Consider the following 23,933-nt stretch of genomic DNA (forward strand, 5'->3'; position numbering starts at 1 on the left):
GCATCGAGGTGGCCATGCCGCTCAGAAGTGCTTCAAACGGGTTCTTCTTCGCGCTTTGGGTGGCCGTGTGCGCGGCCGCGCCCGAATTTCTGTGGCAAGGGCTGTTTTCGCTCTTCGGCCATTTTTCGCTGACCGATGCCGCCGCCGCGCTCCTGATCGGCGCGATTCTCGCGTTCTTCGTCGAGCCGGTGCTGGAGCGCTTGCGCGGTCTGTCCGACGCGCACGAGCCCGCCGAGAAATCTCCCGCTTTCGCCGCGTGCGAGGCGTTGAGCTTTGCGATCGTCGCCGTCTGCGTGCACGAGGCGATCACCGTGTATGTCGCAGCGAGTCACTCCAACGAGCAGGCAAGCGAGAACCTCGTGAAAGCCGTGGCGCAGGCGCTGCAATGGGCGATCACGCCGTTTTTCATCACGATTGCGTGGATGGCCGCGCGCGCGCCGTCGTGGATCGCGTGGCCGATTGCGGCGCTGTCGATCATCGTCGGTTTGCTGGTCGGCGTGATATTCGGCTGGAGCGCGCATGTGCTCGTGACGAGCGCGATTCCCACGATAGCCGTGCTGATCGCGGGATGTCTCATCGTGCGGGAACAGTGGGATGCGTTCACGTTCAGGCGCTGCGCCCGCGCGACCGGCGTGATCGCGCTCGCCTGGCTCGTGCTGACGGGCGCGCTGCAACTCGCGCTATGGCTCGCGCACGTACAGGCGTTTCGCGTGTATGAGCGATCGGAGTTCTGGAGCGACTTGCGGTTTTATATCGGCTGGGTGACGGGCTTGCTCGTGGCGCCGTCGTTCGTGCCCGATGCGCCGCTCGCCGCCGGCGGCGATGACCGGCGCGTGCGGCATTGACTCAGTCTGTCAGTAAGTTCCGGGCGGCGGCTGCCAGCCCGGCGGCGGCGGAGGCGGCGGAGGCGTGGTGGAATACGCGCCGCCGGACGGCTGAACCATGCGGGTCGAGCCGCGTACCGGCACTTTGTCGCCGGCGGCGTACATGCATTGCAGATACGCGTAGTCGTAGCGCTGCTGCACGTTGTAGCCCGATGCCTGCGATGCCCCGACGCCGAACGCGCTGCCGGTCAGAAGGCCCGCGCCCGCGCCGATGGCCGCTCCCGATCCGCCGCCGAAGGCCGCGCCCGCCGCCGCGCCGAGCGCGGTGCCGACGACCGCGCTGCCGACCGCGCTGTTGGTCGCCGCCTGATTGGCGTCCACGCCGCCGACCTGCTGAAGGGCAAACTGGCGGCAGGAGTTGTCATCGGCGCGGAACTGGTCGAACGTTTTGGTGCTGCCGGGTAGCGCCATCACGCTGGGGCCGGTAGGCATCACGGTGCAGGCCGAAAGGCCCGTCACGCCGATTGCCGCCAGTAAAAGGCCAAGCCTCGAGTAGTTCATGGATTCTTGCGAATTCGCTTCGTTATCGGTTTTCAAAGTGCCGAACAGCATCAGTTCGATGGCGGCGGCGTCGCCGGAACCGGACGCCATGCGTTGGCGCATTGCTTCACGTACGGGTAATAGGCCTTCGCGGAGTCGCAGTAGTACCACATGCCTGGCTGCTGCGCGGGCGCGCCCGGATCGGCGGCGGGCTGACCCTGCTCGACGTATTGAACCGGCGCGGCAGGCTGAACGACGACGGGCGGCGGCGGATAGTAGTAATACGGCGCCGGCGCGACGGGATACGGGTAATACACGGGTCCGCCGACCCACACGCCGACGCGCGCCCAGGCGTACGCGTTGGCGGTCACGCCCGCGCTCGCGATCAGCGATAGCGCGATAAAAGCCTTCAGGCGATTCACGTCCTTCTCCAGAAAAAATGTTTGCGATGTCGATGGCACCAACGGAAATCCGACCTCCGCAGTTGACCTGACATAGCGCATCCTCGAACGCTATTCCCTTTGCCGGAGATTTTCAATTACGCGGAACGGCGCGTATTTTTCGGCGCGTTACCCGGTAACAAAGTGTCGTGAATTCATGCGCGCAGCACGGTAATTCCGGCGCGTTCGATCGGTTCGACGAGCTTCGCGTCGGCGGTTTCCTCGACGATGACCGTCTGAGCCAGATCGATCCCGCCGATCCTGTAGGCCGAAGCCGCGTTGAGCTTCGCCGCCGACGCCAGCACGACGGTTTCCGCCGCGCGCGCCGCGAGCGCGCGCTTGACGTGCGCTTCCTCGAAATCGCCGGTGGTGAGGCCTGCCGTCGGATGTACGCCCGTGACGCCCATGAAATAGAGATCGGCGTGAATGTGCGACATGGCTTCGACGGCAGCGGCCCCGACCGTGACGATCGAATGCTTGTAGAGCTTGCCGCCGATCAGCACGACGTCGACCGAAGCGTGCTCCGCCAGCGCCACGGCGACGCTCGGACTATGCGTGACGATCGTCGCGGACAGATTCGCCGGCAACTGACGCACGAGCAGCGCGGACGTCGTGCCGCCGTCGATGATCGCGATCTGCCCCGGCGCGATCATGTCCGCCGCTTTCTTCGCGATGCGCCGCTTCGCCTCCGATTCCATGTCCTCGCGCCGCGCGAACGGCGCGATCGCGGGCGAAGCAGGCAGCGCGCCGCCGTGCACGCGTTGCAGCAGCCCTTCGGCCGCGAGTTCGCGCAGATCGCGCCGCACCGTGTCCTCGGAAATGCCGAAGCGCGCGCTCAGTTCGGCGGCGAGCACCTGGCCGTCGCGTTTGAGGGCATCGAGAATCGCTTTCTTGCGCTGACTGGTCAACATTGTTTGCACGAAATTTCTTGATATTGCACGAAACTGCACGCTACCATGAGTTCAACAACTTGTCGAACGGGTGAACCGATGCAAACGAGCGAGCGCGTCCGCATCCTCAAAACCGAAGTGCTGTCGGACGACTGGTACGTCCTCAGAAAAGTGACTTTCGATTTTCAGCGCCGCGATGGCGTCTGGCAGCGTCAGAGCCGCGAAACCTACGATCGCGGCAACGGCGCGACGATTCTGCTGCGCGATCGCAAGACCGGCAACGTGCTGCTGACGCGCCAGTTCCGCATGCCCGCGTTCGTCAACGGACACGACGGCATGCTGATCGAGTCGCCCGGCGGCCTGCTCGACGACGCCACGCCCGAAGAGCGCATTCGCGCGGAAGTCGAGGAGGAAACGGGTTATCGCGTGCATCGCGTCGAGAAGATCTTCGAGGCGTTCATGAGCCCGGGATCGGTCACGGAGAAGCTCTATTTCTACGTCGGCGATTACGACAGCTCGATGCGCGTTTCGGACGGCGGCGGCGTAGAGGAAGAGGGCGAGGAAATCGAGACGATCGAAGTCCCGCTGCAAACCGCCATGCAGATGATCGAGCGCGGCGAAATCATGGACGGCAAGACGATCATGCTGCTGCAATACGCCGCGCTCGCGGCGCGTTCAGGCGAGTAGCGACACCGTCTTCACCTGCGCCCACAGGCGCATGCCTTCGACGATGCCTAGCCGGTCCAGCGAATAACGCGTGACGCGCGCGAGCAGCGGCGAGCCGTCGACGTCGAGCCGCACCACGGCTTGCGACGGATGGGCGTCCTTCGCGATGCCGATCACCGTCGCGGGCAGCACGTTCAGCACGCTGCTGCGCTCGTGCTCGTGCGTGCCGGTGACGAGACTCACGTCGCGCGCCTTGATGGCGACGCGCATCGTCTTGCCGCAGGACAAAGGCGTATGCACGACGGCGAGCTTCGCGCGCGAGCCCGGCAGCGCGAGCGTGAGCAGGCCGTACTTGCTGTCGTATCCGTCGACGATTCCCTCAAACACGACCGATGCGTCGTCGGCCATTGCGAGCGGCAGATCGAGCCGCGCGAGCGTATCGGCGATCGGCCCGCTCGCAAGCGCACGGCCGCCTTCGAGCAGCACGAGATGATCCGCGAGGCGCGCGACTTCTTCGGGCGCGTGGCTCACGTAGATCACGGGAATGTCGAGTTCATCGTGCAGGCGTTCGAGATACGGCAGGATTTCCTGCTTGCGTTTTTGATCGAGCGACGCGAGCGGTTCATCGAGCAAAAGCAGACGCGGACTCGTCAAGAGCGCCCGCGCGATGCCCACGCGTTGCCGTTCGCCGCCTGACAATCCGGCCGGCATGCGCTCCAGCAGATGCGCGATGCCGAGCAAGTCCGCCGCCTGCGACAGATCCACGCGCCGCTCTGCCGGTTTCACGCGCTCCAGCCCGAAGCGCAGATTCTTCTTCACGCTCAAGTGCGGAAAGAGGCTCGCTTCCTGAAAGACGTAGCCGAGCGGGCGCTTGTGCGTCGGCAGAAAAATGCGGCGCTCGGTGTCGAGCCAGACTTCGCCGTTGACGACGAGCCGCCCGGCGCGCGGCCGCGCGAGTCCCGCGAGACAGCGCAGCAGCGTGGTTTTTCCGGAGCCGGAATGGCCAAAGATCGCGGTGACGCCGCGACCGGGCAGCGCGAGATCGATATCGAAGGCGAAACCCTCGTGCTGGACGAGAAAGCGCGCTTCGATGGCTTCGTCGGAACGGGTATGCGCGCGGTCGAGCATCACGCGTTGATAAGTGAGTTCAGACATGAGCCGTGACGGAACGTCGGCCAGAGTAGAGCAGCAGAAGAACCACGAACGAGAATATCACCATGCCGCCCGCGAGCCAGTGCGCCTGCGCGTATTCGAGCGCCTCGACGTGATCGAAGATCTGCACGGACACGACGCGCGTGCGCCCCGGGATATTGCCGCCGATCATCAGCACGACGCCGAATTCGCCGACGGTATGTGCGAAGCCGAGAATCGTCGCCGTGACGATGCCCGGCCGCGCGAGCGGCAGCGCCACCGTGAGAAACGTGTCCCACGGACCGGCGCGCAATGTCGCGGCGGCTTCGAGCGGACGGCGCCCGATCGCTTCGAACGCATTCTGCAGCGGCTGCACGACGAACGGCATCGAATAGATCACCGAGCCGACGACGAGCCCCGTGAACGTGAACGGCAGCAAGCCGATACCGAGCGCCTGCGTGATCTTGCCGACATAACCGTTCGGCCCCATCAGCAGGAGCAGATAGAAGCCGATGACCGTCGGCGGCAGCACGAGCGGCAGCGCCACCACCGCGCCGACGACGCCCTTCAGTTTCGAACGCGTATGCGTGAGCCACCACGCGATCGGCGTGCCGACGACGAGCAGGAGCACCGTTGTCAGCGACGCGAGTTCGAGCGTCAGCGTAATAGCCTGGAGATCGGCGCTATCGAGCGGCATCGGCGAAATTAGAGTTGATAACCGTAGGACTTGATGACTTCGGCGGCCTTCGGACCCTTCAGGTACTCGATGAACTGCTTCGCGACCGGATTGTCCTTGCCCTTGTTCAGGATAACCGCGTCCTGTTTGATTGGCTCGTGCAGGTTCGCCGGCACGATCCACGCCGAGCCGCTCGTGACCTTGCCGTTCTTGTAGATCTGCGACAGCGCGACGAAGCCGAGCTCCGCGTTGCCGGTCGCGACGAACTGCTGCGTCTGTGAAATGTTCTGGCCTTCGACGACCTTGGGCTTGATTTCTGCTGCGAGGCCGAGCTTGTCGAGCGTCTGATAGCCGGCGAGACCGTACGGCGCGGCCTTCGGGTTCGCGATCGCGATGTGCTTGAACGCGTTCTTCTTCAGCACGTCGCCTTTATCGTCGACGTAGCCGTCTTTCGCGGACCACAGCGCGAGCGCGCCCGTCGCGTAGGTGAAGCGGCTGCCGGGAACGGTCGCGCCTTCGCTGTCGAGCTTGGCGGGCGTGGCGTCGTCGGCGGCGAGGAACACTTCGAACGGCGCGCCGTTCTTGATCTGCGCGTAGAACTGACCCGTCGCGCCGAACGATGCGACGACCTTGTTGCCGGTGTCTTTCTCGAAGTCGGCGGCGATCGCCTGCACGGGCGCCGTGAAGTTGGCCGCGACCGCGACCTGCACTTCGCCGGCCAGCGCGGATGCCGAAGCAATGCCCGCCGCGAGCGGAACGAACGCGCAAAGCAAAGCGCGCAGAATACGAGTCATCACGTAAAGCTCCTTGAATCGAGTTGAAATTCTGCTTATGGAACGACTTCAGGCGGCGCGTTGGAGGCCGCGAGCGTGTGGCCGCAGGGTCCGGCGAGCACCGTAATATATACGAGTATATTGCGTCGGTGCATGGGTTTCGGCGCGACTCGTCGGATGATTGTTTGATGGACTCATTGTGAGTGACACTCAAAGATATGAGTTGACCGTTTTCATGTTTTCCGATGAAACTGATCGCCGAAAGGTAAATTGCCAGCCACGATAAACTGAGCCGCGCTCAATTCGAGCGCGCAGGAGACGAAGCATGACCGACGCAGCGAATCTGCAACGCCTGAAGCTCGGCATCGAAGGCCACGTCGCGCGCGTGACGCTCGATCGCCCCGACGTGCGCAACGCCTTCGACGACGCGACCGTCGTCGAGCTGACCGCCGCCTTCCGCGCGCTCGACGACGACGCCAACGTGCGCGTCATCGTGCTTGCCGCGAACGGTCCGGCATTCTGCGCGGGCGCCGATCTCAACTGGATGAAGCGCATGGCGGGCTATTCGGAAGCGGAAAATCGCGCCGATGCGCTCGGTCTCGCCACCATGCTCAACACGATTTACGCCTGCTCGAAGCCGGTCATCGCGCGCGTGCAGGGCGACGCCTACGCGGGCGGCATGGGACTCGTCGCCGTGTGCGATATCGCGGTCGCGGCGGACACGGCGCACTTCTGTCTTTCCGAAGCGAAGCTCGGCCTGATGCCCGCGACGATCGCGCCGTACGTGGTCCGCGCGATGGGCGCGCGCGCGGCGCATCGCTATTTCGTGACGGCCGAGCGCTTCGATGCCGCCGAAGCGCTGCGTCTCGGTTTCGTGCACGAAGCCGTCGCCGCCGATCAGCTCGATGCGCGCGTCGAAGCGATCGCCGCGAGCATCGCCGCGAACAGTCCGAACGCCGTGCGCGAATGCAAGAAGCTCGTCGCGGATTTCGCGGGCAAGGAGATCGACGAATCGTCGATCGGCGAGACGGCGGAGCGCATCGCGCGCATCCGCGCATCGGACGAAGGGCGCGAAGGCGTGCGCAGCTTCCTCGAGAAGCGCAAGCCGTCCTGGCTCGTTTGAAGCACCGGAGGAATCGACGTGATTACGCTGCATCACTGCGTGAGCGCGCGCTCGTTCCGGCCGCTGTGGGCGCTGGAAGAAATCGGCGTGCCGTATGAACTGAAGATGCTGCCGTTTCCGCCGCGCGTGTTCGCGCGCGGTTTCAAGGACGTGAATCCGCTCGGCACGATTCCGGCGCTCACCGACGATGCGGACGACGCGCTTTTCATGACCGAATCGTCGGCGATCTGCCAGTATCTGGCGGCGCGCTATTCGCCGGGCGCGCTCGATGTCGCGCCGCACGAGGCCGATTTCGGCCGTTATCTCAACTTCGTGCATTTCGGCGAAGCGACGCTCACGTTTCCGCAGACGCTCGTGCTTCGCTACGCGCATCTGGAGCCGCCGGAGCGTCTGCAGCCGCAGATCGTCGAGGATTACGCGCGCTGGTTCCACGCGCGTCTGCGCACGCTCGCGCCGCTGCTCGACGCGCAGCCGTATCTGTGCGCGGGGCGTTTCACGGCGGCGGACATTTCCGTCGGCTACGCGCTGATGCTCGCGGAATTGCTGGGGCAGAGCGCGCACTTCGCGCCATCGATCGCGGAATACTGGCGGCGTCTGCGCGAACGCGAAGGCTTCGTCCGCGCGCTCGAGGCGCAGGAAGCCGCGGCGCTCGCGCAAGGCGTATCGACGACGGCGTCGCCACTGCTGCGTCCCTAGTTACCCTCCTTCACGTCCCCCCGTCCGTAGGGCTGTGCGAAGCGCCGCGCAGCCGTACTCTTCACATCACGCGCTGACGTTCACGCGCGCCGATTCAGAGAGTCTTACTTGACGAGGTTGGCGATGATCGTTCTTTCCTGGTTCCTGTCGGTTGTCGTTGCGCTGCTCGCGACGGCCACCATTGCGATGGCGCTGCCGACATCCCCCGCGGACGAACTGAACGCCACCGCGCCGCAATCGATTTTCAGCATCGAGATGAATCGCTTCGACGCGGTGCTCGCGTCGTGCATGCCGAATGCCGACTGACGACGACGACGACGGCGGCGCGCGCGGGGCGCGTCGTTGGGCGGCGGAAGTAAGTGTTGTCGAATCAATGCGTTGCAGCAAAATCTGAAACGATATCCACAGGCTTGTGCCCAGTTTCTGTGGACAACATAAAGCATCGAGGCCGAAGAGCCTGGGAAGATAACCCCAAGCCAGGCGCCACGGGCGCGTCAGGAGACCAACCGACGCAGCAGCAGAATCCGCCGATAATGACGGTTCCACGACAACCGGCGTCGAACCAGGAACCGCATGACCGCCAATCTTCCCAACGTCTGGGACGACGATTACCGGCGCTGGCTCGCCGAACTGAAACTGCGTGTCGAGCGCGCGCGCCAGCGGGCGGCGGCCAGCGCGAACCGGGAGCTCGTCACGCTGTATTGGCAGATCGGCCGCGATATTCTCGATCGTCAGCGGCGACAGGGCTGGGGCGCGGGCGTCATCGATCAGCTCGCGCGCGATCTGAAATCGGCGTTTCCCGACATGCGCGGCTTTTCACCGCGCAATCTCAAATACATGCGCGCGCTCGCGCAGGCGTGGCCGGACGAGGCATTCGTGCAGCAGCCTGCTGCACAATTGCCGTGGTTCCATCTCTGCACGCTGCTCGACAAGCTCAAGAATCAGAACGATCGAAGCTGGTACGCGGCGAAGGCGCTGGAGCACGGCTGGTCGCGCCAGATTCTCGTGATGCAGATCGAAACCGCCGCGCACACGCGCAGCGGCAGCGCGATCACCAATTTCGACGAGCGCCTGCCGCCGCCGCAATCCGATCTGGCGCGCGACGCGCTCAAGGATCCATACATCTTCGATTTCCTCGGACTCGCCGAAAACGCGCAGGAACGCGATATCGAACAGGCGCTCACCCAGCACATCACACGCTTTCTGCTGGAGCTGGGCGCAGGCTTCGCGTTCGTCGGACGGCAGTATCGGCTGGATGTGGGCGGCGACGAGTTCTTCATCGATCTGCTGTTCTATCACCTGAAGCTGCGCTGCTACGTGGTGGTCGAACTAAAGACGACGCCGTTCAAGCCCGAATACGCCGGCCAGCTCAATTTCTACCTCTCCGCTGTCGATGCGCAACTGAAGGCGCCCGACGATCAGCCGACGATCGGGCTTTTGCTGTGCAAGGAGAAGAACCGGCTGGTCGCCGAATATGCGCTGCGCGGCGTCGCGAAGCCGATGGGCGTCGCCGAATATCAGCTGCTGCGTGAAGTTCCGGCATCGCTGGAGACGACCCTGCCTTCGATCGACCAGATCGAGGCCGAATTGCGCGGCGACATGCCAGACGAGCGGTGAAGCGGCCAGAAAATTAGGCCAAAAAAAAGCCCGCTTCAGTTGAGCGGGCTTGAATCCACATCGGTTGAGACATGGAGGAGACAGGTGTTAGTATAAACCCTTAAGCCTCCACGTCAACACCTAAAACAAAAAAAATCGCAATCGGTAATCGACCGCAGCAAATTTGCAACACATCGGCGGCGGTCACTGCTTGCCGAGGCTGTGATAGTAGGCGGCCAGATTGGCGACGTCCGCGTCGGACAAGGTTTTCGCCATCATCGACATCATTTCGTTCTTGCGCTCGCCCGTGCGGAAATCGTTGAGCGCCTTCACGAGATATTCCTCCGTCTGCCCGGCGAGATTGGGCGCTTCCGGCAGTTTCGACATTCCGTCGATGCCGTGACAGGCCGCGCACGCCGTCGCCTTCGCGCGCCCGGCTTTGATGTCGCCGGCGGCGAACGACGCGGAAGCGCCCGCCGCCAGAACGCCCGCGAGCACCGCCGCCGTCAGCGCGACCCTCATTTGGCCCCCGAATACGAAATGCGATAGATCGCGCCCGCGTAGTCATCGGAGACGAGCATCGAGCCGTCTTGCAGCATCTGCACGTCGGCGGGACGGCCCATGTACTCACCGCTACTCGTCAGCCAGCCTTCCGCGAAGACTTCCGCCTCGCCTGCGGTGCCGTCGTCCTTGATCGGCGTGAACATGATGCGCGCGCCGATCGGCTTCGTGCGGTTCCACGAGCCGTGCTCCGCAACGAAGATGCCGCCCTGATACTTCTGCGGGAACATCTTCCCGTTGTAGAACGACATGCCGAGATTGGCGGCATGCGCGGCGAACTCGACCTGCGGAAACACGAGACCCGCCGGCGGATTCTGGTCCTTGTATTCCACCGTTCGCACCTTGCCGCCGCCGTACCACGGAAAGCCGAAGTTCTCGCCGCCCTTGGTCGCGCGATTCAACTCGCCCGGCGGGGTGTCGTCGCCCATGCCGTCGACCTGGTTATCGGTGAACCAGAGCGTCCTGTCCTTCGGATTGAAATCGAGACCGACCGAATTGCGCACGCCGTGCGCGTAGACTTCGCGGTTCTTGCCGTCCTGATCCAGACGGATGATGCCCGCGAGCCCATTCCTGTCGAGTTCGGCGAGCTTGTCTTTCGGCGGCACGTTCCACGGCTGGCCGAGCGCGATGTACAGCTTCTTGTCCGGCCCGACGCGGCAGTAGCGCGCGCCGTGATTGAAGCTTTCGAACTGCGTCGGGATCAGCTTGCCCTGCGGGACGACGACCGCCGCGGCGACATCCGGTCCGCCTTCGCCGAAGAACTGCGCCGCCGGGAAGCCGAGCACGCGGTTCTGCTCGACCACGTAGAGCACGCCGTCCGGCGAGAAGCAGACGCCATTGGGCACCTTGAACGTCACCGACGACGCGAACTGCACGACATCGCTCGCTACGCGTTGCTTGGTCCGGTCAGTCACCTGCCACACGCGATTTTTGCGGCTGCCGACGAACACGACGCCCGTCGAAGGCTCGATCGTCATCGCGCGGGCCTCGGGCACGACGGCGTATAGCTCGATTTTGAAGCCGGGCGGCAATTTGATCTGCTCGAGATTCTTGCGCAGCGCATCGGCCGTCTGGCCAGCTTGCGGAATGGTTTCCGGCGGTGCGGCATTGCCCGTCTGCCGGAAATTCGAAAGCGCGTTGATGTTGTCCTGCGCGGCGTTCGCGTGCGGCACGCAGGCGATCATCGCGCCGACGGCCAACGGCAAAAGCTTGAACGTTGCGTTCATCCGGTTTGTCTCCTGTTGTTGTTAATAACCGGAGCGGACGTTTCGGTGGCGCCGTCCGGTTCCATGCAAAGCAAAAGGTGCTCTCGGAATTGCACTGAACAAAACACGGCCACTTCCGCCGACGCGCGCATCGCACGACGCTTCGGCAATGAAAACAATCTTAGGATAGAAATCGCTTAAGTAAGCAGCGGATGACTAAGTTTCGCTGCGGCGCGCGGTTGCATGCGGCATCTATTTCCGGCCGTCGAAGAGAAAGACGTCGGTGCGGTCCGGGCTCGGCAACGCGACGAGTAGACGCGCGCCGTCGAGCACCGCGTGACCGGTCACGGTCGTATCGGGAAGCGGGCAGGGCGCGGGGCCGAAGGTCACGGAGACGTCGTAGGCGTTCGCGCCTTGGTGCGGCGCCGTCGTGCCTTTGAAGATGCAGCCGGATGTCGTCGTGCCGGCGAGATAGCCGTCGCCCGCGACCGTGATGCGCGTCTGCGTCGTTCCGCCGAGCGACATGCCGCGTCCGCTGTACAGGCCGCCCGCGTTGGCGCGGCTCGGCGCGATGTCGAGCATCGGCGCGGCGTTGGCGGAAAACGCGAGCCCCGCGCCGCCGTCCTTGTTCGCGACAGTTCCGTCGACGGCGGGCGCGCGCGCGAAGTTCACGCTGAAAACGGCCGCCGACGCAGGCGCCTTGCCCACGCGATAGTCGAATGCGGCGTCGCTGATGAAGCGGCCATCGCCCGATTGCTTGCCGCTCTTCGCGACCGCGACGCCCGCGAGTCCCGCGCCGCCCGCGCTTGCGTAGAAGAGATAGGCGGTGCCGTCGAAAAGCATGAGAAGCGTGGCTTGCGCCGTGCTGCCCGTGAGCGAGCCTTTGTAGACGCCGCCCGAAGGTAGCGTCGTCGTAACGGCGCCGGGCGGCGGCGCGGAGTTGGAACCGCCGGTGGAACATGCAGCGAGAGCGATGGCGCAAACCACGAAGGGAATTGCGTTTCTTGTCATTCTGCACTCCGGTCGCGAGCGATGAGAGTCCTGTATAAGCGCTTCAATCATGCAGGTCAAGCGCGTCGCGCCGGCTCATTCAGCGCTCATTCAGCCTCTTTACGATGCTTTGCATGGCAACGCGATACGCGAAACGCGAGCCGAAACCAACAAGACATCGTCCGATCTGAGGAGCAAGAACATGAACAAGTCGACTATCGCGGTCTGCGCTTTGGCCGTCGCCTGCACGGTGGGCATGAGCGGTTGCGCATCGATGGGAAGTTCCGCCGACATCTACGACAGCATGCAGACGCAACACGAGGAAACGGTGCGTATGGCGACCGTCGAAAGCGTGCGCGGCGTGACGATCGAGAACAACGACGGCCATCCGGCTCCGTTCGGCGCGATCGGTGGCGGCCTGCTCGGCGCGGTGGCGGGCAGCGCGGTCGGAGAAGGACACGGCTCGCTGCTCGCCGGCGTGATCGGCGGCGTTGCGGGCGCGGTCGCGGGCGATCAAATTCAGGACCATCTCGAACGGCAGAAGGGACTCGAAATCACCGTGCGTCTCGACAACGGCGATTTGCGCGCGATCACCCAGGCCGCCGATGGCCAGATGTTCTACGCCGGCCAGCGCGTGCGTTTGCTGTCGAGCGGCGGCATCACGCGCGTGACGGCGTGATCGTGTGAAGGAAGTGTGAACGTGCAGAATGAGCGGATCGTGAGGTGCGTTCGGATGGGAAGCAATCGGCGGATCATCGTGTTCGGCGCGTTCGACCGGCATAACTTCGGCGACATGTTGTTCGCGCATGTCGTCGCGGCCTTGCTCGCTGAACGCCGTCCGAACGTCGAACCGATATTCGCCGGATGCGCGCGGCGCGAACTGCGCGCGCACGGCGGCCACGGCGTCGCCGCGCTTTCGCAACTGGCCGCGCGCTGGCGCGATGAGCCCGTCGTGCTGATCCACGCGGGCGGCGAGTTGCTGACGTGCGACGCGTGGGAAGCCGCCGTGATGCTGAAGCATCCCGACGAAGCGCAAGCCTGCATCGCCCGATACGAGTCGCGCGCGGCGGATCGAAACGCGTGGGCGCGCGCCGAACTCGGCATGGACGCGCTCGCGCCGTACGTCATCGGCCGCGAGATGTTTCCGCGAGCGGCGTCGATTTCCTTCGATGCGATCGGCGGCGCGACGCTCGACGCCCGCGATGCCGCGTTTCAGGCCGAAGTGCTGGCCAAGCTCCGTTCAGCCGATGACATCAGCGTCCGAGACACGCACACGCAAGCCTTCCTGAAGCGCGCGGGAATCGACGCGCGCCTCGTCCCCGATCCGGCATCGATGGTCGCCGAGCTTTTCGACGCGCGCATCCGGACGCGCGCCGGCGCATGCCGCGCGTTCCCGCGCGGTTATCTGGCCGTCCAGTTCAGCGCGGATTTCGGCGACGACGCGACGCTCGCGCAGATCGCGCATCAACTGGATCTGATCGGCGCATCGACGGGACTGGGCATCGCGCTGTTTCGCGCGGGCGCGGCGCCGTGGCACGACGACATCGCGGTCTACGAGCGCATGGCGGCGCGTATGCGCCATCCGTCGGTGACGATCTTCGATTCGCTCGACGTCTGGGACATCTGCGCGCTGATCGCGAAAAGCGACGGTTACGCGGGCAGCAGCCTGCATGGCCGGATCGTCGCGATGGCGTACGGCTTGCCGCGCGTGAATGTGGCGCACGCGGACGCGGCCAAGCAGCGCGCGTACGCCTCGACGTGGGAGATCGCGGGCGCGCCGGGTGTGGTGAGCATCGCCGAATTGCACCCCGCCATGCACGAAGCGCGGGCGATGGATCGCGCGGCGCTTCGCGAGACGGCATCGGCGCTCGCGAAGGCGCATCGGGCGGGATTCGAGCGTGTCGCGCGATCGGCGCTCGGGCCATGAAGACGCGAAATCCGGATACGACCTGACGGCCGCCGAAAGCGGCGCGAAGGCTTCCGGAAAGACGAGATCGGCGCTGGCTGAATAACGCGCCCGGATGCTTCGGGCCGATGCAGGCGAAGGTAGGATGACGGCTTTCGTTCACGCGCCGCAGGTCCATTCCGAATGAATAGCATCACGAAACTCTTCAAGGTCGAAACGATCAATTCACGCGAGGTGACGGTCGAGTTCATCCGCGCGCTGTGGCATTTGCGCTCGCTGCTCGGCACGCTGCTGATGGCGTTCTTCGCGCTCTGCGCGGCGATGTTCTGGCTCGGCGCGCCCGTCGAAACCGCGACGCACGCGCGCGTTTCGTTCGGCGCAACCGTCTATTACTGCGGCGTGACGGCGCTGACCATCGGATACGGCGATGTCGTCGCGACGACGGGCATCGGGCGAGCCTTGTCGATGTTGCTGGGCTTGTATGGCGTGCTCGTCACCGGCACGACGACGGCGGTGGCCGTGTTCGCGGTCCAGCGCGCGGTGAAACGCGATGCGCGACACGCGCCCTGAAGATCGCCGCGTTCCGTCCTATGCTTCATCAGGCGCCATCGAAGGGAGCGACAACGTCATGAACAGCCTCGAAGGAAAGATCGTCGCCATCACGGGCGGCTTCGGCAGTCTCGGACTCGCGACGGCGCGCGTGCTCGCGCAACGCGGCGCGCGGGTCGCGCTGATCGGCCACGGCGCGGCGTCGGAAGCGTTGCCCGCGCCGCTCGGCGACGCGTGCATCGTGACCGGCATCGATCTGACGGATGCGAAATCGGCGCAACAAGCCATCGATACGGTCGTTCAGCGGACGGGCGGCCTCGATGCGCTCGTGAACGTCGCCGGCGCATTCGCCTGGGAAACGGTCGCGGACGGCAGCGCCGACACCTGGCAAGCGATGTTCGATGTCAACGTGAAGACCGCGCTCAACGCATCGAAGGCCGCGCTCGCGCAACTGGGCGCGAAGGAAGGCGGGCGCATCGTCAATGTGGGCGCGCTCGCGGCGATGAAAGCGGGCATGGGGATGGGCGCTTACGCGGCATCGAAGGCCGCGCTGTTGCGCCTGACCGAAGCGCTCGCCGAAGAGTTGAAGGACACGGGCGTGACGGTGAACGCGGTGTTGCCGTCGATCATCGATACCGCGCCCAATCGCCGCGACATGCCCGACGCCGATTTCTCCCGCTGGGTGCGGCCCGAAGCGCTCGGCGCGGTGATCGCGTTCCTGCTTTCGCCGGATGCGCAATGCATCACGGGCGCGGCGATTCCGGTGACGGGACGCGTCTGACGTTTCAGCGCGACTGCGCCTTGAAGCCTTCGCCCTGCATGCCCGCGCGATCCACCGCCGCAATGCGGTTGCGGCCGTTGTCCTTCGCCTGATACAACTGCGCGTCGGTCAGATTGATGAACGCCGTCACGTCCATGCGCTCGCCCGGAACGACGGTGCCCACGCCGAAGCTCGCCGTCACTCGCTGATCGTGCGGCGAGCGCACGTGCGCAATCGCTTCCTCGGCGATCAGCGCGCGGCAACGCTCCGCGACGCGTATCGCGGATTCGGCGTCGGTATCGGCGAGAATCAGCGCGAATTCCTCGCCGCCGAACCGGCCGAGAAAGTGCTGCGGACCCGCCGCCTCGCCGAGCACGCGCGCAATGCGCTTCAGACACTCGTCGCCCTGAACGTGGCCGTAGTAATCGTTGTACGACTTGAAGAAGTCGATATCGATCATCACGAGCGACAGCGGCTTGCCCGAATCCTTCGCGGCATGCCATTCGCGCGCCATCACGTCGTCGAAGCGGCGGCGATTGCCGACGCCGGTCAGGCTGTCGCTGAACGACAGGCGTTCCAGTTCGCGCTGCATTTGCGCGAGCTTTTCTTCGGTGCGCTTGCGTTCGCTGATATCGAACATGAAGCCGATCAGCGCCTCGACCTCGCCTTTCTCGTTGCGCTCGACGTGCACGACATCGCGCAGCCACACGTAGCCGCCGTCGCGGGTGAGCGCGCGGTAATCCGCTTCGTGATCCGTGCCCGCCTTCGATTGAGAGACGCAGAAGTTGACGACTGCTTCGCGGTCGTCGGGATGCATGCGCTCGGCCCAGTCGTTGACCGTTTTCCACGACGACGGCGCCCAGCCGAGCAAGGCCTCGATCTGCGGGCCGATGTAGGCGAATTCCATCGTCGCCCAGTCGATCTTCCACGGAATCGCCTTGGTCGATTCGAGCAGCGTGCGATAGACGGCGTGATCGTCCTCGCCGAGCGCGCGCTCGGGCGGCGCGAGTGTGTCTTCGTGCCGCAGGAAAGCGGCCTGGAGCGAACTGTCGGATGGGGCGCGATTCATCGTGTGCGGTGGCGGCGATGCCTGGTGGACGTGTGCGTGTGTTATCGGCAACGTCCGCCGATTCTGAAGTCGCGCGTGAGGTTTCGGACTTTACTGGTGGGAAGTGCGCGCGCAGTCGCCTATGCTCGCCGGGTAGCTGCAACGCTACAAGGTGGTCTCGTACCTTTGCCCCGACAGGGTCGGGGCTTTTTTTCGCCCGATCGACGTCCTCACCCCTCCCTCCACACCACAAAGTGCATGACATCGGTGCGCGCCTCGTCGAAGCCCGCTTCGCAATAAGCCAGATACAGCCGCCACGTCCGCACGAAGGCTTCATCGAATCCTTGCGCGCGGACTGCATCGGCGTGCATCTCGAACGCGTCTCGCCAACACCTCAGCGTCCTTGCGTAATCCGCGCCGAACGAAAGCGTCGCGCGTGCATCGAGTCCCGCGCGCCGCGCCGCGCGTGCGAAGCGCTCCGGGCTCGGCAGCATGCCGCCCGGAAAGATCGTCTCGCGGATGAAGTCACTGGACGCGCGATACGCGGCAAAGCGCGCATCGTCGATGGTGATCGACTGCACGAGCGCCTTCGCGCCCGGCGCGAGACAGCGGCGCAGCACGCGGAAATACGCCGGCCAGAACCGTTCGCCCACGGCTTCGAACATTTCGATCGACACCACCGCGTCGTACTGTCCATACACATCGCGATAGTCGCGCAGTTCGATATCGACAAGCCCGCTCAAACCTTCGCGCGCCACGCGTTCCACGGCGAACGCATGCTGCGCGGTCGAAACGGTCACGCCGTGCACGCGTATGCCGAGACGCGCCGCGTGCCGCGCGAAGCCGCCCCAGCCGCAGCCGATCTCCAGCACGCGCATCCCCGCCGTGAGTCCGAGCGTATCGACGATGCGCCGATACTTCCGTTCCTGCGCCGCTTCGAGCGGAAGACCGGCGTCGCCATCGAACCATGCGCTCGAATACGTCCACGTCGGATCGAGCCAGAGCCCGTAGAACGCGTTGCCGATGTCGTAATGCGCGTGAATGTTGCGGCGGCTCCCCGCGCGCGTGTTCAGGCGCAGACGATGCCGCACGTTGTGCCAGCACCGCGCGACAAAGCCGCCCGCGACCGTGCGCGCGAGCGCCGTCTCGTTGCGGATCGCGAGCCGCAGCAGGGCGCACGGATCGGGCGTATCGAGCCATTTCGCCCGATACGCCCGCGCGAAGCCGATGTCGCCCGCGCGCAGAATCGCCCGGCACGCGCGCCAGTCGCGGATGAAAAGAAGCGCGGCTGGTTGCATCAGCGGATCGCCGAACACAGAGCGCCCGCCATCCGGCATGACGAGCACGAGATGTCCGACGCTGATGCGACGCAGAAGGCCGAGAAAGATCCGCGCGGACATCGGCATCGCCGATGTCGCGGAGAAAGATCGCAGCAGGTTCATGGTCCCGTCTCGTCCCTCGTCGGTGGATGCTTGCCGTAAAAAGGCACGCGCTTTATCCACAGCCGCAGCGCCTGCCAGTGAATGCGCGCAATGACGCCCGCGGCGAAGAGCGGCGCGCACAAGAGCGTGCGACACGCGAGCGCGCCGGTGAGCGGCCGCGCGACGAGACCGATCGCGGTGCGCAGCAGCAGCCCGTCGCGGTCGCGATAATCGATCGAGATGCTCAAGCGGTCGCCACGCTGCCGCACGCGAAACGCGTAGTCGCCGGCGACATCGCAAAAGGGCGAAACGTGCAGCGTCTTGCGGCAGACGAGCACGGTGTCTTCGACGATCGGCGCATGATCCTGCGCGCTCAGCAAATAGCCGCGATGCTCGCCGAAGGTGTTGCGCACATCGGCGTAAAGCGCGCGCAACGCGCCTGCGCGGTCATGACAGAACCAGAAGCTCACCGGATTGAACGCGTAGCCGAAGACGCGCGGAATCGTCAGAAGATGGATTTCGCCGTCGGCGGGAATGCGCGACTGCGCGAGGCACGCGCGCATCCATAGATCGAGATCGCAGTGTTCGCGCGCGCCGTAATCGCATCGAAACAGCGCGAGCGGCCGAATGCGGTCGATGCCGAACCACGCACAGCGCAACGCGTCGAGACGCGCGACGTCGCAACGCACGTAGCGCACCGGATACTCGAAGCGATGCCGCGCCGGACGCAGCCGCTCGTGCATCACGCGGCCCGTCAGCCATTGCGCCGTCTTCATGGTCGCGCCCATGCCGGCTGGACGCCGAAATCGCGCGCGACGCGCAACGCCGATTTCAGGCCGTCTTCGTGAAAGCCGTAGCCGGTCCACGCGCCCGCGTGCCACGTCCGGCGCACGCCCTGAATGCGCGGCAGACGCGCCTGAGCATCGATGGCGGCGAGATCGAAGAGCGGATGTTCGTATTCGTAGCGGCCGAGTTGCGTGCGAGGCGCGGGTTCATCGACGGGATTGAGCGTGACGATGACCGGCATCCTGAAAGGAAGCGGCTGAAGCTGATCGAGCAGATAGCTCACGCAGACGGGCGCGGCCGCGTCGCGCGCAAGCGCCGCACGCGCGCCGATGTAGTTCCAGGCCGACCACACGCGGCGGCGGCGCGGCAAGAGCGCGCAATCCGTATGCAGCACCGCGATGTTGCGCTGATACCGCACGGCGCCGAGCACTGCGCGCTCATCGGCGGATGCGTTGTCGATGAGGCGCAGGCTCGTCGGTGCGTGCGTCGCGAGCACGACGGCATCGAAGCGCTCGGGACCGGCATCGTCGGTCATCACGGTGACGCCGTTGTCGTCGCGGCGCACGCCTCGCACGGGCGCGCGCGTGCGTACGTCGTCGAGCGTGGCCGCGATGCGCCGCACATACTCGCGCGCGCCGCCCGCGACGGTCTTCCACGGCGGCCGGCCGTTCACCTGCAATAGCGCGTGATTGAGACAGAAGCGCAGGAACGTGGCGGCGGGAAAGCGCAGGATGTCGTGCGCGGCGCTCGACCAGATCGCCGCGGCCATCGGCAGAAGATAGTGGCGCTGAAACGGCGCGCCGTATCCGCCCTCGACGAGCAGTTCGCCGACCGAGCAGCGCGTCGCGCTCACGCGTTCGAGCTGCCTATGAGCCGATGCATTGAAGCGCAGAATGTCGCCCAGCATGCCGATGAACGACGGCGAGAAGAGATTGCGCCGCTGCGCGAACACGGTGTTGAGGTTTGTGCCCGCCCATTCGAAGCGTCCGCCGTCGAGCGAAACGGAAAACGTCATGCCGCTGCGATGCGCCGCGACGCCGAGTTCATCGAACAGCGCGATGAGATTGGGATACGTTCGGTCGTTGAACACGAGAAAGCCCGTATCGACGGGATGCTGCACGCCGTCGAGCGCGACATCGACGGTATGCGTATGGCCGCCGAGATAATCGGCGGCTTCGAAAAGCGTCACGCGATGCGCGCGCGAGAGCAGGTACGCGCTCGCGAGACCGGCGATCCCCGCGCCGATCACCGCGATGCGCTGCTGTCTTTCTTTTGTCGATGATTCCATGACGGGCGGTCTCCTCGCGCCAAAAGGTCTCCTCGCGCCGCGTGGACGTGGCTGTTCCAGACGAGTGCGAGATCAAATACGAGAAAGACGCGCGCGCGGATGCACGCGCGCCGCGCTGCTTCAGTCGCGCTGACCGGGACTTTGAAATCCCGGCTGACCGATCTGCTCCGGCGATTGCGGCACGCGGCTAAAACGCGCGGTGTCGTAGCCCATCGCGTCGAGGCGCGCGAGCATCGAGCGATAGATGTCGTCGCTCATCGCCGGCTCGCGCGAGAAGATCCAGCCGAGCTTTCTGTTCGGATAGCCGAGGATCGTGTAGCGATAATCCGGATCGACGTAGAGCGTGAGTTGCGTCACGCGTATCGGCCAGAAGAGTTGCACGCTCCATTCGCCGCCGTTGCTGCCGGGCTTCACGGTATCGACGAAACGATGCGTCGTTTCCTCTTGCCCGAAGCCGTTCTTGCGGCCGAAAAAGACGTCGTCGATTTTTCCGTCCGCGCGCAGCGACCATTCGACATGCGTGCCGACGAAATCGCGTTCCGCGAAGTACGGAATATTCGCGATGACATACCAGCGCCCCATGTAGCGCGGCACGTCCACGGCAACGGTTTCGAGCGGTCGGTTCGCTCGCGGATTCGGATTCGGCGGACTCGAACAGCTCGCCACCGCCACGACGACGCCGGCCGCCACCAGCGCCACGATGAGCGCCCGCTTCGTGTTTGTCATGGCATCACCTTTATCGGACGCTTCTCGAACAGATAGTGCGCGACGCCCCATTCGCGGCCGCGCGCGTAGCCGAACAACTCGGCCACCGCCATGTAGAACATGCGCCAGCGCTGAAACCAGATGGCGGCCGCATCGCCATAGACGTCGCGCAGCATCGGCATGACGCGATCGCGAGCGGCATCGAGATTCGCGAGCCATTGATTCGCCGTGCGCGCGTAGGGCGTGCCGTTCATCCACCACTGACGCGTGACGCGCAAATCGTCCTGAAAGTGCAGCAGCAAGGACGCGGATGGCATCGTGCCGCCGGTGAAGAAATAGCGCGACATCCAGTCGCCGCCGTCGCGCGATGTGAAGTGATACGCAAGCGTCGCGTGCGCGAAGTGGTGGACAAAAAGTCGTCCGTCATCGGCGAGCCAGCGCGCGATCTTCGCGAGCAACAGGCCGTAATGCTTCATGTGCTCGAACATTTCGATCGACAGAATGCGATCGAACGGCGTCTCGTCGTGCGCGAAATCGAAATCGACGACATCGCCCGTCACGACGCGCAAGTTGCGAAGGCCGCGCTGCTGCGCCCGCGCTTCGATGAACGCGCGTTGCCCGCCCGAATTAGACAGCGCGACGATTTGTGCGCGCGGATAACGCTCCGCCATCCACAGCGCGAGCGAGCCCCAGCCGCAGCCGAGATCGAGGATGCGTTGACCATCGGCGAGTTGCGCGCGCTCGGCATAGCGTTCGAGCATCGCGAGTTCGGCTTGCGCGAGCGTTTCGTCGCCGCGCGGGTACAGACCGCACGAGTACTTCAGGCGCGGGCCGAGGTGCGCTTCGAAGAACGCATCGGGCAGCTCGTAATGCTGCGCGTTGGCGGCGTGCGTATCGATCGCGATCGGGCTCGCGCGCAGTTCGTTCAGAAAGCGCTCGAACGCCTGCGTGCGTTGTGCGTTGTCGTTCGCATATTCGTCGATGAGACGCTGACGGATCAGCAGGCGCATGCCGGCGCGCACGAGCGCATCAGGCACGAGGCCGCGCTCGCACGCGCGAATGATGCGGCTTTCGTCGAGCGCGGGCATGTCGGCGGGTGCGGCGGGCGCGGATGAGGTATCGCGGGCGGTGATGTTCATCGGCGTGTCCTTGCTTTGTTCATGCGCGTTTACGCGGCCACGGAATCAGCGCGCTCGTCGTTCGCATGTAGTCGCGATAGCCGTCGCGCGTATCAGCGAGATGCGCTTCGAGAATCGGAATGCCCGATACCTTCAACAGCAGCCACGCCATCAGCACGGGCGGCGCGAGCGTCGCCCAGCCCCACGGCATGCCGATCGAGAGCACCGCGTACGCGAGCCAATGCACGCATTCGAAGAAGTAATTCGGATGGCGCGAATAGCGCCACCAGCCATTGCGGCACACTTTTCCGCGATGCGCGGGATCGGCGGCGAAGCGCTTGAGTTGACGATCGGCCGCCGCTTCGCCCGCGACCGCGACGATCCACACGGCGGCGAATCCCGCGATGCACAGCGGACTCGCCGCCTCGCGCGCATAGGCGGGCACGAAGAACGCGATGGCAAGCAGCATCGAAATGAACGCCTGCAACTGGAAGAAGCCGAGCATGTTGCGCGCGGCGTGTTCGCCCCAGCGTTCGCGAAACGCGCGATAGCGCGTGTCTTCCGGCTTGCCGCGATTGCGCCGCCACAGATGCCGCGCGAGCCGCGCGCTCCAGAGCCCGCCGCCCGCCGCGACGCATACGCGATTGACCGTCGCGCCTGTCCCGCACGCGGTGATGACGAGCGCGGCCGCGCCGAGCGAAGCGGCCCAGAGCGGATCGACCATGCCCGCGTTTTCCGTGCGCAACTGCCAGAGCCACGCGGCAAAAAAGACCAGCACGAATCCGCTGACGACGACGAGCACGGTGACGATGAAAGGCATGGCGGCTCCGCGAACAGGCGTTCACCGAGTCATACGGATGCCGAGTGCGATTGGATGCAGCGAACGAAAGATGGACGTTCGCTGTGCGAGAGTCGCGATGCGATCGATCGTCAGGTCGAACGCATCTGGCCGGTTGCGAGCACGGGTCCGGTCGGGGCGCCCGTCGGCGAGCCGCCGGGGGGTTCGTCGGATACGGCGAGCACGGCCTGCGCGCTGAGTTGCGCGACGATCTCGGGCGGCAGCGTCATCGTCGCGGGACGATCGGGCGGGAAGACGCCGAGGGCAATCGGCTTCGCGTTCGGCGGAATCAGCCACAGTTCCGTCGCGCGATTCGCGGGGATCGTAACGTGCGACGCGGGCACGACGACCATGCGCGCGCGCCGCACATCGACGGTCGCGGTCCAGTGCACGACGCCGTCCTTGCGCGCGATCGACGCGACCATGTACTCGCCGGAGACGGCTGCCGTCGTCGGCGTTTGCGGGGCTTGCCGCAGCAAGGTGAAGGTCACGCCGAGCAGGACGAGCGCGGCGACGCTCGCGCCGATCGTCAGCCAGCGCCACACGTTCAGGCTGTCGCGCCAGCGTTCGCGTTTCGGCTGCGGCGCGATGAATCCCAGATCGCGGCGGATGCGCGTCCACACGCGCGGCGACGGCGCGATCGCGCGGACATCGTCGGCGAGCGGGGCAAGACGTCGCTGCCAGTCATCGAGCGTGTGCCGCAACGCGGGATCGCGCGACACGTCCGCTTCGAGCGCTGCGCGTTCGCGCGCGTCGAGCACGCCGAGCGCATATTCGGCGCAGCGCAGATCGTCGTCGTCGCGAGCGGGCGTGTTCATTGTTCGAGGCAGGTCTTGAGCTGCATCAGGCTGCGGCGAATCCAGCTTTTCATCGTGCCGAGCGGCACGGCGAGCCTTTGCGCCAGTTCGTTGTACGTCGCGCCGGTGAAGAACGCCTCGCGGATCGCGCTCTTCTGCTGCGGCTCCAGCCGGTCGAGACACGATTCGAGCCGCCGCCGTTCCTCGCTCGATTCCGCCGCGGCCGCGGGCGTGGGCGCTTCGTCGGCGATTTCGGGCGCATCGCCTTCGCCAAGCAGTTCTTCGCGATGCTGACGCATGCGGTCGATCGTGCGATTGCGCCCGAGCGCGACGAGCCATGTCATCGCGCTGCCGCGTGCCGGATCGAAGGTATCCGCGCGACGCCAGGCCGTGGCGAACACTTCCTGCAGCAGGTCTTCGGCTTCGCCGCGATCGCGGATCATGCGCACGATCACGCCGAACACTCGCGCCGATGTCGCGCGATACAAGTCGGCGAACGCCTGTTCGTCGCCCTTCGCGACGTTCGTGAGCATCTCGTCGATGCGCTCGCGGGGCAGGCGTTCGATATCGCCGGAGTAGGTGTCCGTCATGTGCAGGTCAGGTGTC

General features: G+C 65.2%; 28 protein-coding genes. 10 read left to right on the forward strand and 18 right to left on the reverse strand.

Annotation, left to right across the window (positions count from 1 at the left end):
• Positions 1–14 precede the first annotated feature (14 nt).
• A complete protein-coding gene (locus tag NCS02_RS23215) occupies positions 15–845 on the forward strand; it encodes a hypothetical protein (protein ID WP_250503432.1) in 831 nt (276 codons plus the stop codon).
• A gap of 9 nt (positions 846–854) precedes the next feature.
• Here NCS02_RS23215 and NCS02_RS23220 read toward each other — a convergent pair whose 3' ends face one another.
• The 3 genes from NCS02_RS23220 to NCS02_RS23230 all read right to left on the reverse strand — a co-directional run bounded on the left by NCS02_RS23220 (position 855) and on the right by NCS02_RS23230 (position 2,715).
• Positions 855–1,385: a YMGG-like glycine zipper-containing protein gene (locus NCS02_RS23220; protein WP_033535907.1), complete on the reverse strand. Its 531-nt coding sequence runs from the start codon at positions 1,383–1,385 to the stop codon at positions 855–857.
• 50 nt (positions 1,386–1,435) lie between these two features.
• Positions 1,436–1,786 carry a hypothetical protein gene (locus tag NCS02_RS23225; protein ID WP_033535906.1) on the reverse strand — a complete coding sequence of 117 codons (351 nt, stop codon included), beginning with the start codon at positions 1,784–1,786 and terminating at the stop codon, positions 1,436–1,438.
• Between the two features lie 173 nt (positions 1,787–1,959).
• Positions 1,960–2,715, reverse strand: coding sequence for a DeoR/GlpR family DNA-binding transcription regulator (locus NCS02_RS23230; protein WP_008347169.1), 756 nt, complete (start codon positions 2,713–2,715; stop codon positions 1,960–1,962).
• 78 nt (positions 2,716–2,793) lie between these two features.
• On the opposite strand from NCS02_RS23230, the gene NCS02_RS23235 reads away from it, so the two are divergent.
• Positions 2,794–3,381, forward strand: a complete 588-nt coding sequence (locus NCS02_RS23235) for an NUDIX domain-containing protein (RefSeq protein WP_250503433.1) — start codon at positions 2,794–2,796, stop codon at positions 3,379–3,381.
• Here NCS02_RS23235 and modC read toward each other — a convergent pair.
• Genes modC through modA form a run of 3 tightly spaced genes read right to left on the reverse strand, consistent with a single transcriptional unit; the run spans position 3,370 to position 5,961 of the window.
• Positions 3,370–4,488: a molybdenum ABC transporter ATP-binding protein gene (gene modC, locus NCS02_RS23240; protein WP_250503522.1), complete on the reverse strand. Its 1,119-nt coding sequence runs from the start codon at positions 4,486–4,488 to the stop codon at positions 3,370–3,372. The two genes, NCS02_RS23235 and modC, sit on opposite strands and share 12 nt — an antisense overlap.
• A 19-nt stretch (positions 4,489–4,507) precedes the next feature.
• Positions 4,508–5,188, reverse strand: coding sequence for a molybdate ABC transporter permease subunit (gene modB / locus NCS02_RS23245; protein ID WP_250503434.1), 681 nt, complete (start codon positions 5,186–5,188; stop codon positions 4,508–4,510).
• A gap of 8 nt (positions 5,189–5,196) precedes the next feature.
• Positions 5,197–5,961, reverse strand: coding sequence for a molybdate ABC transporter substrate-binding protein (gene modA, locus NCS02_RS23250; protein WP_008347177.1), 765 nt, complete (start codon positions 5,959–5,961; stop codon positions 5,197–5,199).
• 304 nt (positions 5,962–6,265) lie between these two features.
• Between modA and NCS02_RS23255 the strand changes: the two genes are divergently transcribed.
• From NCS02_RS23255 to NCS02_RS23270, 4 genes are all read left to right on the forward strand, one after another.
• Entirely contained in the window at positions 6,266–7,063 is a 798-nt protein-coding gene (locus tag NCS02_RS23255; RefSeq protein WP_250503435.1) for an enoyl-CoA hydratase/isomerase family protein, read from the forward strand.
• Positions 7,064–7,081: 18 nt separating this feature from the next.
• Positions 7,082–7,759, forward strand: a complete 678-nt coding sequence (locus NCS02_RS23260; RefSeq protein ID WP_008347180.1) for a glutathione S-transferase family protein — start codon at positions 7,082–7,084, stop codon at positions 7,757–7,759.
• Between the two features lie 123 nt (positions 7,760–7,882).
• The gene (locus NCS02_RS23265; protein WP_250503436.1) at positions 7,883–8,065 is read left to right on the forward strand and encodes a hypothetical protein; all 183 of its coding nucleotides are present in this window, start codon (positions 7,883–7,885) and stop codon (positions 8,063–8,065) included.
• A 267-nt stretch (positions 8,066–8,332) separates the two neighbouring features.
• Positions 8,333–9,376 (forward strand): PDDEXK nuclease domain-containing protein, encoded by a 1,044-nt coding sequence (locus NCS02_RS23270; protein WP_250503437.1) that lies wholly within the window; start codon positions 8,333–8,335, stop codon positions 9,374–9,376.
• A gap of 183 nt (positions 9,377–9,559) precedes the next feature.
• Here the strand turns inward: NCS02_RS23270 and NCS02_RS23275 are convergent, their stop codons facing one another.
• From NCS02_RS23275 to NCS02_RS23285, 3 genes are all read right to left on the reverse strand, one after another.
• Positions 9,560–9,877 carry a c-type cytochrome gene (locus NCS02_RS23275; protein WP_008347185.1) on the reverse strand — a complete coding sequence of 106 codons (318 nt, stop codon included), beginning with the start codon at positions 9,875–9,877 and terminating at the stop codon, positions 9,560–9,562.
• A complete protein-coding gene (locus NCS02_RS23280; protein WP_250520007.1) occupies positions 9,874–11,142 on the reverse strand; it encodes a PQQ-dependent sugar dehydrogenase in 1,269 nt (422 codons plus the stop codon). The genes NCS02_RS23275 and NCS02_RS23280 overlap by 4 nt, the downstream gene beginning before the upstream one ends.
• A 231-nt stretch (positions 11,143–11,373) precedes the next feature.
• Positions 11,374–12,132 carry a hypothetical protein gene (locus NCS02_RS23285; protein ID WP_250520008.1) on the reverse strand — a complete coding sequence of 253 codons (759 nt, stop codon included), beginning with the start codon at positions 12,130–12,132 and terminating at the stop codon, positions 11,374–11,376.
• A gap of 181 nt (positions 12,133–12,313) precedes the next feature.
• Here NCS02_RS23285 and NCS02_RS23290 point away from each other — a divergent pair, with 181 nt between their 5' ends.
• The 4 genes from NCS02_RS23290 (at position 12,314) to NCS02_RS23305 (ending at position 15,347) form a co-directional block, all read left to right on the forward strand.
• Positions 12,314–12,790: an outer membrane lipoprotein gene (locus tag NCS02_RS23290; RefSeq protein WP_250503440.1), complete on the forward strand. Its 477-nt coding sequence runs from the start codon at positions 12,314–12,316 to the stop codon at positions 12,788–12,790.
• Between the two features lie 54 nt (positions 12,791–12,844).
• Positions 12,845–14,038 (forward strand): polysaccharide pyruvyl transferase family protein, encoded by a 1,194-nt coding sequence (locus NCS02_RS23295; RefSeq protein WP_250503441.1) that lies wholly within the window; start codon positions 12,845–12,847, stop codon positions 14,036–14,038.
• A gap of 162 nt (positions 14,039–14,200) precedes the next feature.
• On the forward strand, positions 14,201–14,587 hold the full coding sequence (locus tag NCS02_RS23300) for a potassium channel family protein (protein WP_175982074.1): 387 nt from the start codon (positions 14,201–14,203) through the stop codon (positions 14,585–14,587).
• A 58-nt stretch (positions 14,588–14,645) separates the two neighbouring features.
• Positions 14,646–15,347 carry an SDR family NAD(P)-dependent oxidoreductase gene (locus NCS02_RS23305; RefSeq protein WP_008347197.1) on the forward strand — a complete coding sequence of 234 codons (702 nt, stop codon included), beginning with the start codon at positions 14,646–14,648 and terminating at the stop codon, positions 15,345–15,347.
• A 4-nt stretch (positions 15,348–15,351) separates the two neighbouring features.
• Here the strand turns inward: NCS02_RS23305 and NCS02_RS23310 are convergent, their stop codons facing one another.
• The 9 genes from NCS02_RS23310 to NCS02_RS23350 form a co-directional block, all read right to left on the reverse strand.
• Entirely contained in the window at positions 15,352–16,395 is a 1,044-nt protein-coding gene (locus NCS02_RS23310) for a sensor domain-containing diguanylate cyclase (protein ID WP_008347198.1), read from the reverse strand.
• Positions 16,396–16,604: 209 nt separating this feature from the next.
• Complete coding sequence (locus tag NCS02_RS23315) at positions 16,605–17,816, reverse strand: SAM-dependent methyltransferase (RefSeq protein ID WP_250503442.1); 1,212 nt, start codon at positions 17,814–17,816, stop codon at positions 16,605–16,607.
• Positions 17,813–18,583 (reverse strand): DUF1365 domain-containing protein, encoded by a 771-nt coding sequence (locus NCS02_RS23320; protein WP_250503443.1) that lies wholly within the window; start codon positions 18,581–18,583, stop codon positions 17,813–17,815. Before NCS02_RS23320 ends, NCS02_RS23315 begins: the two co-directional genes overlap by 4 nt.
• The gene (locus NCS02_RS23325) at positions 18,568–19,869 is read right to left on the reverse strand and encodes an NAD(P)/FAD-dependent oxidoreductase (RefSeq protein ID WP_250503444.1); all 1,302 of its coding nucleotides are present in this window, start codon (positions 19,867–19,869) and stop codon (positions 18,568–18,570) included. Before NCS02_RS23325 ends, NCS02_RS23320 begins: the two co-directional genes overlap by 16 nt.
• 120 nt (positions 19,870–19,989) lie before the next feature.
• Entirely contained in the window at positions 19,990–20,595 is a 606-nt protein-coding gene (locus NCS02_RS23330) for a lipocalin family protein (protein WP_250503445.1), read from the reverse strand.
• Positions 20,592–21,713, reverse strand: a complete 1,122-nt coding sequence (locus NCS02_RS23335; protein ID WP_250520009.1) for an SAM-dependent methyltransferase — start codon at positions 21,711–21,713, stop codon at positions 20,592–20,594. The genes NCS02_RS23330 and NCS02_RS23335 overlap by 4 nt, the downstream gene beginning before the upstream one ends.
• Before the next feature lie 19 nt (positions 21,714–21,732).
• Positions 21,733–22,512, reverse strand: a complete 780-nt coding sequence (locus NCS02_RS23340) for a DUF1295 domain-containing protein (RefSeq protein WP_250503446.1) — start codon at positions 22,510–22,512, stop codon at positions 21,733–21,735.
• A gap of 110 nt (positions 22,513–22,622) precedes the next feature.
• Positions 22,623–23,348: an anti-sigma factor gene (locus NCS02_RS23345; protein WP_250503447.1), complete on the reverse strand. Its 726-nt coding sequence runs from the start codon at positions 23,346–23,348 to the stop codon at positions 22,623–22,625.
• A complete protein-coding gene (locus NCS02_RS23350; RefSeq protein ID WP_250523305.1) occupies positions 23,345–23,917 on the reverse strand; it encodes a sigma-70 family RNA polymerase sigma factor in 573 nt (190 codons plus the stop codon). The genes NCS02_RS23345 and NCS02_RS23350 overlap by 4 nt, the downstream gene beginning before the upstream one ends.
• Positions 23,918–23,933 lie beyond the last annotated feature (16 nt).

Source organism: Caballeronia sp. NCF2 (genome assembly GCF_023631205.1).
GTDB lineage: Bacteria > Pseudomonadota > Gammaproteobacteria > Burkholderiales > Burkholderiaceae > Caballeronia > Caballeronia zhejiangensis.

Excerpts from the sequence above, each read along its gene's own strand:
- NCS02_RS23215 (WP_250503432.1), top strand. The coding sequence starts at position 15 with ATGCCGCTCAGAAGTGCTTCAAACGGGTTCTTCTTCGCGCTTTGGGTG.
- NCS02_RS23220 (WP_033535907.1), bottom strand. The coding sequence starts at position 1,385 with ATGAACTACTCGAGGCTTGGCCTTTTACTGGCGGCAATCGGCGTGACG.
- NCS02_RS23230 (WP_008347169.1), bottom strand. The coding sequence starts at position 2,715 with ATGTTGACCAGTCAGCGCAAGAAAGCGATTCTCGATGCCCTCAAACGC.
- NCS02_RS23235 (WP_250503433.1), top strand. The coding sequence starts at position 2,794 with ATGCAAACGAGCGAGCGCGTCCGCATCCTCAAAACCGAAGTGCTGTCG.
- modC (WP_250503522.1), bottom strand. The coding sequence starts at position 4,488 with ATGCTCGACCGCGCGCATACCCGTTCCGACGAAGCCATCGAAGCGCGC.
- modB (WP_250503434.1), bottom strand. The coding sequence starts at position 5,188 with ATGCCGCTCGATAGCGCCGATCTCCAGGCTATTACGCTGACGCTCGAA.
- modA (WP_008347177.1), bottom strand. The coding sequence starts at position 5,961 with ATGACTCGTATTCTGCGCGCTTTGCTTTGCGCGTTCGTTCCGCTCGCG.
- NCS02_RS23255 (WP_250503435.1), top strand. The coding sequence starts at position 6,266 with ATGACCGACGCAGCGAATCTGCAACGCCTGAAGCTCGGCATCGAAGGC.
- NCS02_RS23265 (WP_250503436.1), top strand. The coding sequence starts at position 7,883 with ATGATCGTTCTTTCCTGGTTCCTGTCGGTTGTCGTTGCGCTGCTCGCG.
- NCS02_RS23270 (WP_250503437.1), top strand. The coding sequence starts at position 8,333 with ATGACCGCCAATCTTCCCAACGTCTGGGACGACGATTACCGGCGCTGG.
- NCS02_RS23275 (WP_008347185.1), bottom strand. The coding sequence starts at position 9,877 with ATGAGGGTCGCGCTGACGGCGGCGGTGCTCGCGGGCGTTCTGGCGGCG.
- NCS02_RS23280 (WP_250520007.1), bottom strand. The coding sequence starts at position 11,142 with ATGAACGCAACGTTCAAGCTTTTGCCGTTGGCCGTCGGCGCGATGATC.
- NCS02_RS23285 (WP_250520008.1), bottom strand. The coding sequence starts at position 12,132 with ATGACAAGAAACGCAATTCCCTTCGTGGTTTGCGCCATCGCTCTCGCT.
- NCS02_RS23290 (WP_250503440.1), top strand. The coding sequence starts at position 12,314 with ATGAACAAGTCGACTATCGCGGTCTGCGCTTTGGCCGTCGCCTGCACG.
- NCS02_RS23295 (WP_250503441.1), top strand. The coding sequence starts at position 12,845 with ATGGGAAGCAATCGGCGGATCATCGTGTTCGGCGCGTTCGACCGGCAT.
- NCS02_RS23300 (WP_175982074.1), top strand. The coding sequence starts at position 14,201 with ATGAATAGCATCACGAAACTCTTCAAGGTCGAAACGATCAATTCACGC.
- NCS02_RS23305 (WP_008347197.1), top strand. The coding sequence starts at position 14,646 with ATGAACAGCCTCGAAGGAAAGATCGTCGCCATCACGGGCGGCTTCGGC.
- NCS02_RS23310 (WP_008347198.1), bottom strand. The coding sequence starts at position 16,395 with ATGAATCGCGCCCCATCCGACAGTTCGCTCCAGGCCGCTTTCCTGCGG.
- NCS02_RS23315 (WP_250503442.1), bottom strand. The coding sequence starts at position 17,816 with ATGAACCTGCTGCGATCTTTCTCCGCGACATCGGCGATGCCGATGTCC.
- NCS02_RS23320 (WP_250503443.1), bottom strand. The coding sequence starts at position 18,583 with ATGGGCGCGACCATGAAGACGGCGCAATGGCTGACGGGCCGCGTGATG.
- NCS02_RS23325 (WP_250503444.1), bottom strand. The coding sequence starts at position 19,869 with ATGGAATCATCGACAAAAGAAAGACAGCAGCGCATCGCGGTGATCGGC.
- NCS02_RS23330 (WP_250503445.1), bottom strand. The coding sequence starts at position 20,595 with ATGACAAACACGAAGCGGGCGCTCATCGTGGCGCTGGTGGCGGCCGGC.
- NCS02_RS23335 (WP_250520009.1), bottom strand. The coding sequence starts at position 21,713 with ATGAACATCACCGCCCGCGATACCTCATCCGCGCCCGCCGCACCCGCC.
- NCS02_RS23340 (WP_250503446.1), bottom strand. The coding sequence starts at position 22,512 with ATGCCTTTCATCGTCACCGTGCTCGTCGTCGTCAGCGGATTCGTGCTG.
- NCS02_RS23345 (WP_250503447.1), bottom strand. The coding sequence starts at position 23,348 with ATGAACACGCCCGCTCGCGACGACGACGATCTGCGCTGCGCCGAATAT.
- NCS02_RS23350 (WP_250523305.1), bottom strand. The coding sequence starts at position 23,917 with ATGACGGACACCTACTCCGGCGATATCGAACGCCTGCCCCGCGAGCGC.